Source organism: Wolbachia endosymbiont (group A) of Melieria omissa (genome assembly GCF_964031125.1).
Classification (GTDB): domain Bacteria; phylum Pseudomonadota; class Alphaproteobacteria; order Rickettsiales; family Anaplasmataceae; genus Wolbachia; species Wolbachia pipientis.
In genome coordinates this window covers 758,089-771,358 of sequence record NZ_OZ035007.1, presented here as the reverse complement: position 1 = coordinate 771,358, position 13,270 = coordinate 758,089, and the positions used below count along the sequence as shown (strand labels likewise).

The following is a 13,270-nucleotide window of genomic DNA, read 5'->3' as shown; positions in this document are numbered from 1 at the left end:
GCATAAACTTTAGGTTTAAATAGAGAGCTTTAGCCCTATGGTTCCTATTACAATTAAAACGATACATAAAACTTGAGATAAATTAATATTCTCTGTGAAAGTGGTTGCACCAATTATAGTTATTCCAATTGTGCATATTCCAGAGGAAACTGCATAGCATACTCTAATAGGTAGAAAGCATGCTGCAAGAGATAAAAAATAAATGCTAATGATCATAATTACCAATGTTGCAATCGAAGGCACAACTTTAGTAAAACCGTTACTAAACTTTAGTGTTACAGCCCACAGTATCTCTAGGATACTAGACAGCAACAAATATACCCAGCACATTTTCGTAACATTTCAATCTTGTATTGTAACAGAAATTGTTAGTTAAAACTACACTAAAGTGCAATAGATCTCTCTTTCGGAATTGCTTTAATATCAAACTTAAAACAACATCCTAAAAAACTTTTCTACGAAATTCAATTCCTGCACGTCATTTGCTGCATAAAGTGGTGTAGTTTGTTGCTCAATACCTGGTATTTCTACAAAAACTTTGCCCACTTCTTGACCTTTTTTAATGGGTGCAGGTATCATATCTTTATATTCAATACGCACCTTAATTTGGTCATGCAATTTGCGGTTGTAAGTTATGGTAACATCGTTTGCAACTGTAATAGGCACTTTTCTATCTTTTCCATAGAGAACATTTACTTCCTCAACTACGCTGTCTTTAACGAATATTTTCTTAGTGTTAAAATGATTTAAGGAATATTGTATCAATCTTTTTGCTTCTTCTATTCGCTCTTTCTCAGTGTTTAAACCATTTACGACAGCAAAAATTCTCCTATCATTTCGTTTTGCAGATGCTACAATGCCGTAACCACCAGCATTTGTATAACCGGTTTTTAAGCCATCAACCCCAATATCGTGAAAAAGTAGAAGATTTTTATTCTTTTGTACAATTTCATTATATGTCAAATATTGTTCGGAAAATAAATCATAATATTCAGGAAAATCGGTGAAAATCCTTTTTGCCAGCATTACCAAGTCTTTTGCGTTCATAAAATGATCTTCATCTGGCCACCCGCTTGAGTTGACAAAATGACTGTCATTCAGATTCAAATTTTGTGCAACTTCATTCATTTCAGCCACAAAATTCTCTTCTGATCCTGCAATGCCCTCGGCTAGTGTTATGCAGGCATCATTGCCTGAGACTATTGTAATTCCTTCAAGTAATTCCCTCACCGTAACGGATTGACCTTCTTTCAAAAACATAGAAGAGCCTCTCCTTTCCCACGCTTTTCTACTTACTCGAAATTTATCCTCCATGTGTATTATTCCAGCTTTTAGATAATCGAAGGCTATATATAAAGTCATTAGCTTGCTCATTGAAGATGGGGCCATTTTTTCATCAGAATTATGGTCAAAAATGAATGAGTCTGAAGCTAAATCTAAGACTACTGCTTGCTTTGCTTTGGTTCTAAACTGGTATGAGTATGAAGAAAAAGGAAGTATAAAAACTAATAGCAAAATTACCAATCTGCTTAACATATCTATAATTTTAAATTTATAGTGTACTAATTAATAGTATAATTTTACAGGGGCATTTCAATAGATCTCTTGCATAAAAATTCCTTGACAAACCTCGCCAGCCCCCTTATCATGAAACTGAAGCTATTTATTTATCTTCTCTGTACAGATTAAATGACAAAAAAACTCACGTATCTGGCGTCTCATGTTTAATTTTTTGCACTATGTGCACCTTATGTCTTTATAAAATTTCTAGGTTTTTACCTAATATAAGCTAAAATGCGCTTATAAAGCATTTAAAACATAAAAAAACGCCAACTTAAAAAATGGATAGTGAATAACTAGCTACCCTAGGGTTTCTTTTGCCTTTTTTTCTGTTTAGTAAATTTCTTAAACATTTATGACTAAAGGTTAGTTGCATTAAAAAGTAGCTAAATCGCGGTTATTAAGTGTTTAGAATAAAAAAACGCCATACTTGAAAGTATAATGTAAGTAATTAGCCAACCACGGGGCTTCTTTTGCCTTTTTTTTCGTTTGGTAAATTTCTTAAATATTTGTGGCTAAACGACAATCGTCATCCCGCTACGTGTTAGCGGGATCTCTTGTTAGCGGCTGAGATACCGCGAATGAATCGCGGTATGACGGTTCGTGACGGTATGACGGTTCGCGGTGACATGACGATAACCTCGTCATCCCGCTACTTGTTAGCGGGATCTATGTTAAGGTATGGCGGTTAAATAAGGGATCTATGTTAAGAGATACCGCGAATGAATCGCGGTATGACGGTTCGCGGCGGGATTCCAGTGTCTGGGCACTGGGATGACAGGAAAAGGGGCTACTTGGATTACAGCAGATCACCTCTTCACAAAAATTTTATCAGTAATACGCATATCAATGATACTCCAATCGCTGAAAGTAAAATCAGTTGTATTTTGCAAGTGGTTTAAATAGTCCCATGCACTATAAGGATTATCTTCAGGCAGTTTCACTGTGGAACCGTTATCAAATATGATATTCCATCTTCTATTCCCTATATAAGCAAAAGAGGAAATGTGGTCACTTAATTGAGTTTTACTCTCTAACACATCTTTAACAAATTCTAGGTTTGATAACGAGTTTTGTCCTGTAATTACAACAAGATCATCTACTGGATAGTCATCTACGATCACTTTGCCTTCGAAATCAATTACCGAGGTCTTGTTATTGTCTTTCCAGAGAGCAAACGGTTTATGTTCATCTATATTAATGTGTAGGGTATTAGGTAAAATTCTGTGAACTCTTACGTATTTTATCCATCTGCTTACGGATTGTATGTTACCGGCAAGTTTTGAAAGTGATATATACAGGATAGGTTGCGTTCTATCTGTCAAACTTAGAATATCCTTTTTGTTTGTAAATTTATTGCCGCTCACAACTACTTCGTCGATTGAAAATCCACTACTGAGTAATAAACTGGATAGGCAGTCATTATACCAAGTAAAGTAGTAATTAAATCGATTTATTATTTTATCAAGTGAGCTGTAGAGTATTAGTGTAAGAAAAAGTGCTGTGATAATAACCAAGGCACACTTGCGCAAAAAACTCCTTTGGCTTCTAGTAACATTGCTCAACATGACTTAAATCCCTAATATTTTTGTGCTGCTTCAATAATAATTTTAACTAATTCATTAAAATTGATTCCTTTTGCCAATTTTGCAATTTCTGGCACTAATGATAACTCAGTAAAGCCAGGATGTGTATTAATCTCAAGCATTTTTAAAGTGTTATTTTTGGGATTATAACGGAAATCTGAGCGGGAAATAGTTTTGCATCCTAAAAATTGATGAATTTTCAGTGCATGTTCCAAGGTCATTTTATATATATTGTCAGGAATTTCAGCAGGAAATATATGTTCTGCAAATCCATCTGTATACTTTGCTTCATAATCATAGAATTTATTTTTTGGTCGTATTTCTATAGTGCCAATTGCTTCATTTAGCAATACAGCAGTATGTAACTCTACACCTGGAATGTATTCTTCTATAATCATCTTTTCCATTATAGTAGAACTGTTATCTTTCAGTTCTAAGTAATCCTCGTGCGAGAAAATTATGTGCACTCCAATACTTGAACCTTCGTTAATTGGTTTTAAGACGTACGGATAATCGATTTTAATATTATTTTTTAGTACATCTTCTCGGCTAATTACATAACCTTTTGGAGTGTCGATACTAAGGGATCGAAATATATGCTTTGACATCACTTTATTCATAGCAACAGCAGAAGCCATAACTCCTGAGTGTGTATATTTTATACCTAAAATCTCCAGTAAACCTTGAATGCAGCCATCTTCACCATAAGGTCCATGCAGAGCGATAAAAGCAAGGTGGGGATTAATTTTTTTAAGCTTTTCAGCAATGTTGCTGTCAACATCTATTTCTATTGCATTATATGAAAGGCTATCAAGCGCCTTTTTTACTGCTTTTCCACTCATAAGCGATACTTCTCTCTCACAAGAAAACCCACCACTTAAAATTGCTATAGTTGGAATCATGGGCATTCTATGTTTTACTATATAGCATATATAAAAGATGCTCTTATCTTCAATAGAAAAAACGCTTTGAAAAATTCTATAGCTCTATCCTATGCACAACTGTACAGACATTGCAATTTGCAGGTGGTGTCATTCCAGTCTGAAATCCAGCTTTTTCATAATCATCAAAACGTTGTATTTTAACATAAAACGGCTACTTTTATACTTAATAAAATTCCTGGATCCCAGTGGGCTTTGTTGCATCGCTCTTCGGATAGTAGGTAACGCACAATAAATTTATGAAGCTATCTCAAATTTAGCCATACCAATATCAGTGAACTTATTGAGCAAATAGCATTTAACAAGTAGTTCCTTCTCTCTATTTGTCTCAGATTTATTCCTAAAACTAAACCCGAATGTTTGTTTCAGTCGCGAGAAAAAACTTTCTATATAAGATCTTTTTCCGTAGTTTGTTTGCCTTTTCCACCTCTTCATTCCATCTTTGCTGCATGATTTTATTAGTCTAATTGCAGCATTTCTCTCAGCCATATAGTCTAACTTTGGATGCTCTGCTGCGTTGTTTTTCGGAGGAATTTTCGTTTTTATACCATATTGATTACACAGCTTATAGAGCTTTTCTCTGTCATATGCCCTATCTGCATATAGTACTTTTATGACATACTGAAAATCGACTTCTTTTAGCAAATCACAAGCTCCATAGTGATCAGCCGTTACTGTATTTTACAGCTATGGCTTTTTTGCTGTTTGTATTCAACATTACATGCAATTTTCTTGTCTGTTCATAGCTGCGATACTTTCTATCTTCGCTATTTTCTTTGCTATGACCAGGAGTGTTGTTGTATATACTAATTCCTGTACTGTCTATAGCAATTTCGATATCTTCCATATTATTTTCTGCAATCATTGATCTTAATATTGAGTTTCTTAAACCTTCTTGATGATTGTGAATAGCTGATAACTTGCAAATTTTTCCCAATTTGCTCAAGGTATCCTGCTATAAACCCAACTGTTTGCCTCAGGCCTATTCTAAATAAACAAGTTATTATGTGCACCAAAATTACAACTTTATCGCTATAAATATTGTTGCCACCTGGTATTTTTGGACCATTCTCGTACCACTTTTCTATGGCTTCGTTGATATAATGAAAAATATTTCCTCTTTTTTCTAGAAATTTGTTATATTCGCTATGGTTACTGACCCTCATTTTTTGTGGCATATTTTTTCTTTCAAGGTTAAATGGCTATTTTATAATGAATTTTGTCAGTAGCCACCAGATTTTTTCAGTTGCTATGCAACAAAGCCATCCCAGTGTCAAGCACTGGGATGACACCGTCATAAAGGAACCAGTGTCAGCTACTTGGATGACATCATCTTTTTTTCTGGATCCAAGTAGTCAGAGCACTGGAATGACATCATAGGGGCTCGGATGACAAAGGAGAGCTACTTGCATGACACCATCTGCCACCTGCAAATTGCAATGTTCGTACGATTGTGCGTCACGCGTTGGAATGACAAAAAAGAGTGAGTTGCTAGTTTTTCATATGATTATGCAAGGAGTCTGATCTTTTTCTTTGTTAATATTACTCTAAATTTTCGTCAAAATAAGCTGTTTTATCCTTTTTTTCCTTATACTCTTCTGCAGTATAGAGGGGTTGCTTTTTAGCTGTGATATTTGGCCACTTTTGTGAGTATTCTACATTTATATCGTAAAATAACTTGAAAGTTTTTTGTTCGCTGCTCAGCAACTCTTCATCTAGTTCTAAAATATCTTTTATGGAATCATCAGTTACAATTGCATCTACTGGACACTCAGGTATGCACACTCCGCAATCAATACATTCATCTGGGTTAATCACGAGCATGTTTTTGCCTTCATAGAAGCAGTCAACGGGACATACTTCCACGCAGTCTGTATATTTACATTTTATGCATTTGTCTGTAACAAAATGCGTCATAAAACACTGTATATTTGTATTATCTTGGGTACACTAAATTGATAAGAAATTCAAGTCTTTTATGAAGATAAATAAATTGAACAACAAAGAATTAGAAGTATGGTTAAGCTTGGCTAGAACTATAGGACCAATAAAGTTTTTTAGTATACTAAGAACACATGGATCGCTAGATGAGGTGTTGAAATATCTCAATAGGGTGGCTAATAATAAGGTGTATGGCATTCAAGATGCACGAGAAGAAATCAATAATGCAGAAAGAATTGGAGCTAAAATTATACCCGCATGTGACCCAGATTACCCTGATCTTTTAAGAAATATCTCTAGTTGTCCTCCTGTAATAACTGCGCTTGGTGATATATCATTATTAAGCCGTGAGATAATTGCAATAATCGGTGGGCGTAACTCTTCAATGAATGGAAGAAATTTTGCCAATAAGTTGGCACTTGATTTAAGCGAAGCTGGTTTTGTTATTGTTTCTGGACTTGCAAAAGGAATCGATACTGCAGCAAACAGTGTAATATACAAAAATCATCCCACTATTGCTGTTACAGCAAGCGGAATTGATGTGGTGTATCCAAAAGAGAATTTTGATCTATACAAAAAAATCACTGGGAACGGTGGGTTAGTAATTACTGAGCTTCCATTTGCTACTAAACCAAAGCCTCAATATTTTCCTCAGAGGAATCGAATTATATCTGGTCTATCGCTGGGTGTTGCAGTGATTGAAGCATCGAAACGTTCTGGCTCTCTAATAACAGCAGATTTTGCTTTAAATCAAGGGAGAGAGGTGTTTGCAGTTTCTGGTTTCCCTTTAGATTCACGCTGTAGTGGTAGTAATTATTTAATTAAAAACGGTGCTAAGCTTATCGAATCCGCTGATGACATAATAGAGAGTATTAGGTTTAGTTTACCTCCGCAGCAAAAAAACCTATTTGATGTTGAGCACCATTTTGTTAACCAAAAACAAGAAAAATTACAACAGGCAAAATCTGTTATAGTTGATCATATTAACTCTGTACCTGTTGATATAGATGAACTTATATTAGCAAGCGGACTTTCTACCAACATAGCTCTAATGGCTCTTTTGGAACTAGAGTTGGAAAACAAAATAGAGCGTTCACCGGGGAATAAAATATCGTTAATTTTCTAGATTACTTTAGCTATACTAGATGTTCGTACAGATATATGCTTGACACTGGAATGATGACATTTATCATAGGATTCTTAGTTGCTGATTTTAGAATTGATAAGAGAAAACTTTTTTTCAACTTGTTGTATAATTTTATAAAAGTGATCGAAATCTAAGCTTGCACTGCCAATTAAAACTCCTGATAAATTTGAAATATTTAACAAATTTTCTATATTTTCTGAACTAACTGAACCACCATATATAATGTGTTTTTTACCAGTACACAATTTTATTACCTCTATCACCTCAGTAATTGCATCATTATTTGGCATATGACCTGTACCTATTGCCCATATTGGCTCATATGCTACGGTATATTTACCATGTGTTGGCAAACGGTTTTTACATTGATATTCTATTACCTCATTTGTTTTTCCACTTTTATAATCTTCTGAATTTTCACCTACACAGATAATTGGGTGTAAGCCTAATTCTATTGATGTTTTGGACTTAAGTTTTATTTCACTATCTTTTTCATTAGCCCTTTCAGAATGCCCCAGTATTACGTAAGTACACCCTAGTTCTTTTAACATTTCTGCGCTAATTTCACCTGTGTAAGAACCGGACTTTTTCTGATGGCAATTCTGTGCTCCTATATTAATATTATTGTTCAACTCTATACTGCTTGGAAATGACGTAAAAGGAGGGCAAATTACTAATTTAGAGGTAATTTCGTTGCTCTTGTCGTTAAGTTTGCCTATAAAGTCAACAAATGAAGAACGCATTCCATTCATTTTCCAATTTGCTACTATTAAAAAGGACATCAACTTTACTTATATGAGTGAGAGTGCCGGCTGTCGGACTTGAACTGACAACCTACTGATTACAAGTCAGTTGCTCTACCAATTGAGCTAAGCCGGCGTTAAACACATTAATAATATACAATTATCAATGAATTTTCGTCAACTAATTTTTAAAATACTGTATAATGAAAATAATATGAAAAAATTTTTACTGAAGCCAAAAAAGAGTCTAGGGCAAAATTTTATTTTATCGAGTGAGATAACAAAAAAAATCGTCGCTTTAGCTGGTAGTCTGGAAAATTTTAATGTCATTGAAATTGGTCCTGGATATGGTGCATTAACAAGAGAAATATTGGTGCATAATCCAAAGTCTCTACTTTCTATAGAAAAAGATAGAGATTTAGTAAAACACCATGACCAACTGCTAAATGAGCATCAAGGAAAGTATAGAATTATAGAAGCGGATGCACTGCATGTTACAGAAGAAGAGCTGATAGAGCGCCCAGTTAAAGTTATTGCTAACTTGCCTTACAATATCTCGGTAGTGTTATTTTTAAAGTGGTTAAATAATATAAAATTTTTTACGAACTTGACATTAATGTTTCAAAAAGAGGTAGCAGATCGCATTACGGCAAGACCCAATTCTAAAGATTATGGTTCCTTATCAGTGCTAAGCCAGTTACTATGTGATATAAAAAAGGAATTTGATATTGAACCTAAAGAGTTTTTTCCAAGACCAAAAATACATTCTTCAGTAATTACAGTAAATCCTTTGCCTACCCCAAAGTTTGTAGTAAACTTGGAAACCTTAATAAAATTAACACGTGCTGTTTTTGCTCAAAGAAGAAAGATGCTGAGAAATAGCTTGCAAAATATAACGAACCACGCTGAAACTGTCCTTGAAAACGCTAAATTGAGCGGAAACCAGCGTCCAGAAAACTTAACTATTGAGCAGTTTTGTTTGCTGGCAAATAATGTAGAATGCTTATTTTGCAATAAAATGTATTAGCAACCATATAGCTTTTCTATCTCCTAAAAACAGTTAGAGCTATACAATTAAAGGCTCCTAGCTAATTTTGCCTATTGCAATTTAATTAATTGGCGTATAAGCTTTAAATAAAGCCTATGAAAAAAATGGAAGCTTGTTATTCGTTTGACGATATACTTCTTTTGCCAGCCTATTCTAATATATTGCCTTGCGATGCAGATACAAAAACTTATTTAACAAATAGTATAGAACTAAATATCCCTCTCATATCCTCTGCAATGGATACTGTTACTGAATCGGACTTTGCAATAGCTATTGCCCAACATGGAGGGATAGGTTGCATACATAAGAATTTATCAATAGATGAACAAGTTTTAGAAGTAAGAAGGGTGAAAAAATATGAAAGTTGGATCGTGTATAACCCAATTACGATTTCACCGGATAAAACAGTTGCGGAAGCAATTTCATTAATGAGAGAGCACAATTATTCTGGCATTCCTGTAGTCGATCAACGCAAGTTAGTTGGAATTTTAACTAACCGAGATCTGAGATTTATTGAAGACCAGAACATGAATGTAAAAGTTTCCGAAGTGATGACAAAAGATAAGTTAGTGACAGTGCGGGAGCAGGGAGTGAATAGTGCCTCAGCAATGAAATTGTTGCATGAAAATAGAATAGAAAAGCTTTTGGTCGTAGATGAAAATTCTTGTTGTATAGGTTTAATTACGGTTAAAGACATTGAAAAATACAATAGATACCCAAATTCATGTAAAGACAGTAAAGGGCGGCTAAGAGTTGCCGCTGCAATTGGCACTGGTAAAAAAGATGGTATAGAAAGATGTGAAGCTTTGATCGGAGAAGAAGTTGATGTAGTTGTTGTGGATACTGCTCACGGTCATTCCGAAAACGTTATCAATACCATTAGGGAAATAAAAAAGATGTATCCTAATACGCAATTAATTGGCGGAAACATTGCAACAAAGGAGGCTGCTGAAGCGTTGATTGATGCGGGTGTTGATGCAGTGAAGGTTGGAATAGGACCAGGATCAATCTGTACAACCAGAATAGTTACAGGTGTTGGTGTGCCACAATTCTCTGCAATCAAGAATGTTGCAGAGGCGTGTAGAGCAAGAAACGTCAGACTAATTGCTGATGGTGGGGTAAAATACTCAGGAGATGTTGCAAAAGCTATTGCAGCTGGTGCTGACTCTGTGATGATTGGTTCGATTTTTGCTGGCACTGACGAAAGCCCAGGTGAGATTATTATGTATAAGGGCAGAGCATATAAAGGCTATCGAGGAATGGGATCTATTAGTGCAATGAAACGAGGTTCAGCTAGCCGTTATTTTCAAGATAAAGATTCAAAACTCAAATTAGTTCCACAAGGAGTGGAAGGAAGAGTTCCATTCAAAGGTCCAGCTTCAGGAGTAATCCATCAATTGATTGGCGGATTGCAAGCTGCAATGGGGTATACTGGTAATAGGAATATAGAAGAGATGAAAAAAAATTGTAAATTTGTTACTATTACTGCATCAGGATTAAGAGAGAGTCACGCTCATGATATAGTCATTACACAAGAAGCTCCAAATTATGCTTATCAAACGTCCAATTTGTCAACCGATTCGGAGTAGTCCAGAAAAAGTAGAGAGAAAGTTAAAACGTTTTTGGAGTAAAATAAAACGTTTTTTCAAAATATGACAAATAGAAGAGAATATACAGCAGAATTCAAATTAGAAGCTGTTAAGCTGGTTAAAGAAACAGGTCAAGCAAGTACAAAAATAGCAAAAGATCTAGGTATAGATGGCAGTATGTTAAGTAAGAAAATATGATGGAAAAATGTCTGGAGCATACGCATTTCCAGGCAAAGGCTCCTTATGACAAAGAAAGATTTGATCTAAAAAAAGAACTAACAAGAGAAAGAGACATTTTAAAAAAAGCCCTGGGCAAAGAAAAAGAGTAAAGTATTCTTTTATATAGAAATTGCTATAAAACACAGGAACTATGTAGGGTTTTGTACTGGTGGTATTGGTTGCTAAGGAAAAAAGCAGTAAAGAATTAGCAAAAGAAGGGCTTCTAGCAGATATTCAAAAAATACATCAAGCTTCTAAATGCAGATATGGAGCCCCTAAAATTCACGCTGAATTAAAAGCTTTAGGCAAAAATTAAAACAGTACAAAGTGTTATGCAAGAAAATGGCATTAAAGCCAAGCTTAGACGAAGGTTCAAAAATAAAAAACAGCAAATAAGCAACCGAGTTGTGGCTCCGAACACATTGGATCAAAATTTTACTACTGATCAGCCAAATAAAGTTTGGGATTACCTACATAAAAACTAAAGAAGGTTGTTGGCGGCAATAATTGACCTATATTCACGCATGGTGGTTAATGAGTAACATGATAATTAGTTATAGATTCTTTATTGATGGCCGTTGATAAACGCAAACCCGATAAAAATCTGCTGTTACATAGCGATCAAGGGTCACAGTATACCTCTCAAAATTACCAATTTCTATTGAATACAAAAAACATCATTTCCAGCATGAGCCATAAGGGCTGTTGTTACGATAACTCTGTTGCAGAAAAGTTCACTTAAAAGGGAGCTGCTTATTGATACTTCTCGCTCAACAAACCAGAACTGCCATATTTGAATACATAGAAATCTTTTATAACAAATAACGTAGACATTCTACTATTAACTATTGCATTCCTGCACAATTTATTCTCATGATAAAAACGTCTTAACTTTCTCTCTACTTTTTCTGGGTAAGGTCAAATAGAGAATTTTACAAAAATCTATTTTTAACTTACAATCAATTATTACAATTTTAAACCTACAACTTATGTATAACAGACTTATAGTCAAATCTTTTTCAGTATTATGCATCTGTTTATTTGCTTTATACATAACACTGCCAAATTTCTTTGATAATAAGCTTTTTATTTCGAAAAAAAGAATAAACTTAGGCCTTGACCTGAAAGGAGGGGCATCTTTGCTTTTAAACATAGACTTAGACTTCTATTTTAAGGAAAAGCTAAGCATGCTAGCTAACGAAATAAAAGAGACATTGCTAACAAAAAATATTGAATCTAACGTACAAAATAGCGTTATAACTTTAAATAATATTGATGATTATAAAAAAGCATCTGTGTTGATTAATGCGATAAATCCAAATTTAGAGCTAAATAGAAAAGATTCTTCAATTCTCATTTCGTATAAACCCCATTATAAAAATTCTTTGATCAGTGAAGTAGCTGCAGAATCAATAAACAATGTCCAGCGCCGTTTGGACAAACTTGGCACAAAGGAAGTCAGCGTTCAAAAACAAGGGCAGAATAAAATATTAGTGCAGGTGCCTGGAGTAGAAGATACCAAGCAGATAAAATCTCTGCTTGGCAAAACTGCTAAGCTAGCTTTTCATTTGGCAAACACTAACATAGCCAAGGTGCAGGATATAGACCATGAAACCACTGTCATGCTCAAGGATTCTTTAGGTAATTCTTATCCAATATTCCGCAAAACTGAAATAGGTGGTGATTCGCTGGTTAACGCATCAGTTAGATTTGGTCACTTAGGTAAACCAACAGTGCATTTTAAATTTGACAGCATAGCGAGTAAAAGATTCGCAAAAATCACTAAAGAAAATGTGGGAAAACCTTTTGCAATTGTTCTGGATAACACAGTCTTAACAGTACCTACAATACGTGAGCCAATTTTAAATGGAGAGGGAGAAATTAGCGGTAATTTCACTGAAAAACAAGCAAGCGAACTTGCAATACTTTTAAAATCTGGAGCACTGCCAGCACCACTTAAAATAATTGAAGAAAAAAACATTGGCCCAAGTCTTGGAGAAGAATCAATAAAGGCAGGGGAAATGGCAGCAACAATCTCTATTATAGCCGTGGCTTTATTTATAATCATCACTTACGGCAAATTAGGTGTATTGGCCTCTGTTGCACTTTTTTCTAATGTAGTTCTTATATTATCAATTCTCACTCTGCTTGAAGCAACTCTAACTTTACCTGGAATTGCCGGTATTGCACTCACTGTCGGTATGGCGGTGGATGCAAATGTTTTAATATTTGAGCGAATTCGTGAGGAAATAAAATCTGGCAAGAGAGTGGAACGTGCTATTGAAGAAGGGTTTAAAAACGCTATAAAGACAATACTGGATTCAAATATCACTACATTAATTGCTGCAGGAATAATGTTCATTATTGGCAGCGGAGCAATTAGAGGCTTTTCTGTCACTTTATCAATAGGAATTTTATGTTCGATGTTTTCTGCAATCACAGTCACAAAACTCCTGATAGAGTTGTGTATGAACCCGAAGGAACTAGCGCTTTGAA

Annotated in this window: 9 protein-coding genes, 1 tRNA gene and 3 pseudogenes; 5 read left to right on the top strand and 8 right to left on the bottom strand. The window is 34.8% G+C overall.

The annotated features are described in order from the left end of the window. Nucleotides 1–15: 15 nt before the first annotated feature. The 6 genes and pseudogenes from ACQH2Q_RS03520 to ACQH2Q_RS03495 form a co-directional block, all read right to left on the bottom strand. The gene (locus ACQH2Q_RS03520) at nucleotides 16–330 is read right to left on the bottom strand and encodes a DMT family transporter (protein WP_425383365.1); all 315 of its coding nucleotides are present in this window, start codon (nucleotides 328–330) and stop codon (nucleotides 16–18) included. Nucleotides 331–429: 99 nt separating this feature from the next. After that, the gene (locus tag ACQH2Q_RS03515; RefSeq protein WP_010082605.1) at nucleotides 430–1,536 is read right to left on the bottom strand and encodes a D-alanyl-D-alanine carboxypeptidase family protein; all 1,107 of its coding nucleotides are present in this window, start codon (nucleotides 1,534–1,536) and stop codon (nucleotides 430–432) included. A gap of 833 nt (nucleotides 1,537–2,369) precedes the next feature. After that, nucleotides 2,370–3,128, bottom strand: coding sequence for a cell division protein FtsQ/DivIB (locus ACQH2Q_RS03510; protein ID WP_264339297.1), 759 nt, complete (start codon nucleotides 3,126–3,128; stop codon nucleotides 2,370–2,372). After that, a pseudogene (locus ACQH2Q_RS03505) lies at nucleotides 3,109–4,054 on the bottom strand (D-alanine--D-alanine ligase). The gene ACQH2Q_RS03510 and the pseudogene ACQH2Q_RS03505 overlap by 20 nt, the downstream one beginning before the upstream one ends. A gap of 270 nt (nucleotides 4,055–4,324) precedes the next feature. Further along, nucleotides 4,325–5,265, bottom strand: a pseudogene (locus ACQH2Q_RS03500) (IS5 family transposase). A 364-nt stretch (nucleotides 5,266–5,629) separates the two neighbouring features. After that, nucleotides 5,630–6,004 (bottom strand): ferredoxin family protein, encoded by a 375-nt coding sequence (locus ACQH2Q_RS03495; RefSeq protein ID WP_010082601.1) that lies wholly within the window; start codon nucleotides 6,002–6,004, stop codon nucleotides 5,630–5,632. Between the two features lie 61 nt (nucleotides 6,005–6,065). Between ACQH2Q_RS03495 and dprA the strand changes: the two genes are divergently transcribed. Further along, the gene (gene dprA / locus ACQH2Q_RS03490) at nucleotides 6,066–7,154 is read left to right on the top strand and encodes a DNA-processing protein DprA (protein ID WP_264339300.1); all 1,089 of its coding nucleotides are present in this window, start codon (nucleotides 6,066–6,068) and stop codon (nucleotides 7,152–7,154) included. 74 nt (nucleotides 7,155–7,228) lie between these two features. Here the strand turns inward: dprA and ACQH2Q_RS03485 are convergent, their stop codons facing one another. Further along, nucleotides 7,229–7,957, bottom strand: coding sequence for a triosephosphate isomerase (locus tag ACQH2Q_RS03485; protein WP_182309892.1), 729 nt, complete (start codon nucleotides 7,955–7,957; stop codon nucleotides 7,229–7,231). Between the two features lie 24 nt (nucleotides 7,958–7,981). Next, a tRNA-Thr gene (locus tag ACQH2Q_RS03480) sits at nucleotides 7,982–8,054 on the bottom strand. Between the two features lie 78 nt (nucleotides 8,055–8,132). On the opposite strand from ACQH2Q_RS03480, the gene rsmA reads away from it, so the two are divergent. The 4 genes and pseudogenes from rsmA (at nucleotide 8,133) to secD (ending at nucleotide 13,269) form a co-directional block, all read left to right on the top strand. Next, nucleotides 8,133–8,945, top strand: coding sequence for a 16S rRNA (adenine(1518)-N(6)/adenine(1519)-N(6))-dimethyltransferase RsmA (gene rsmA / locus ACQH2Q_RS03475; RefSeq protein ID WP_264339302.1), 813 nt, complete (start codon nucleotides 8,133–8,135; stop codon nucleotides 8,943–8,945). Nucleotides 8,946–9,061: 116 nt separating this feature from the next. Then, nucleotides 9,062–10,555 carry an IMP dehydrogenase gene (gene guaB / locus ACQH2Q_RS03470; protein WP_425383364.1) on the top strand — a complete coding sequence of 498 codons (1,494 nt, stop codon included), beginning with the start codon at nucleotides 9,062–9,064 and terminating at the stop codon, nucleotides 10,553–10,555. Between the two features lie 63 nt (nucleotides 10,556–10,618). Then, a pseudogene (locus ACQH2Q_RS03465) lies at nucleotides 10,619–11,599 on the top strand (IS3 family transposase). A gap of 164 nt (nucleotides 11,600–11,763) precedes the next feature. After that, nucleotides 11,764–13,269 carry a protein translocase subunit SecD gene (gene secD, locus ACQH2Q_RS03460; RefSeq protein WP_264373868.1) on the top strand — a complete coding sequence of 502 codons (1,506 nt, stop codon included), beginning with the start codon at nucleotides 11,764–11,766 and terminating at the stop codon, nucleotides 13,267–13,269. Nucleotide 13,270: the final 1 nt, after the last annotated feature.

Excerpts from the sequence above, each read along its gene's own strand:
- dprA (WP_264339300.1), top strand. The coding sequence starts at position 6,066 with ATGAAGATAAATAAATTGAACAACAAAGAATTAGAAGTATGGTTAAGC.
- secD (WP_264373868.1), top strand. The coding sequence starts at position 11,764 with ATGTATAACAGACTTATAGTCAAATCTTTTTCAGTATTATGCATCTGT.
- ACQH2Q_RS03485 (WP_182309892.1), bottom strand. The coding sequence starts at position 7,957 with ATGTCCTTTTTAATAGTAGCAAATTGGAAAATGAATGGAATGCGTTCT.
- ACQH2Q_RS03510 (WP_264339297.1), bottom strand. The coding sequence starts at position 3,128 with ATGTTGAGCAATGTTACTAGAAGCCAAAGGAGTTTTTTGCGCAAGTGT.
- ACQH2Q_RS03495 (WP_010082601.1), bottom strand. The coding sequence starts at position 6,004 with ATGACGCATTTTGTTACAGACAAATGCATAAAATGTAAATATACAGAC.
- ACQH2Q_RS03515 (WP_010082605.1), bottom strand. The coding sequence starts at position 1,536 with ATGTTAAGCAGATTGGTAATTTTGCTATTAGTTTTTATACTTCCTTTT.
- rsmA (WP_264339302.1), top strand. The coding sequence starts at position 8,133 with ATGAAAAAATTTTTACTGAAGCCAAAAAAGAGTCTAGGGCAAAATTTT.
- guaB (WP_425383364.1), top strand. The coding sequence starts at position 9,062 with ATGAAAAAAATGGAAGCTTGTTATTCGTTTGACGATATACTTCTTTTG.
- ACQH2Q_RS03520 (WP_425383365.1), bottom strand. The coding sequence starts at position 330 with ATGTGCTGGGTATATTTGTTGCTGTCTAGTATCCTAGAGATACTGTGG.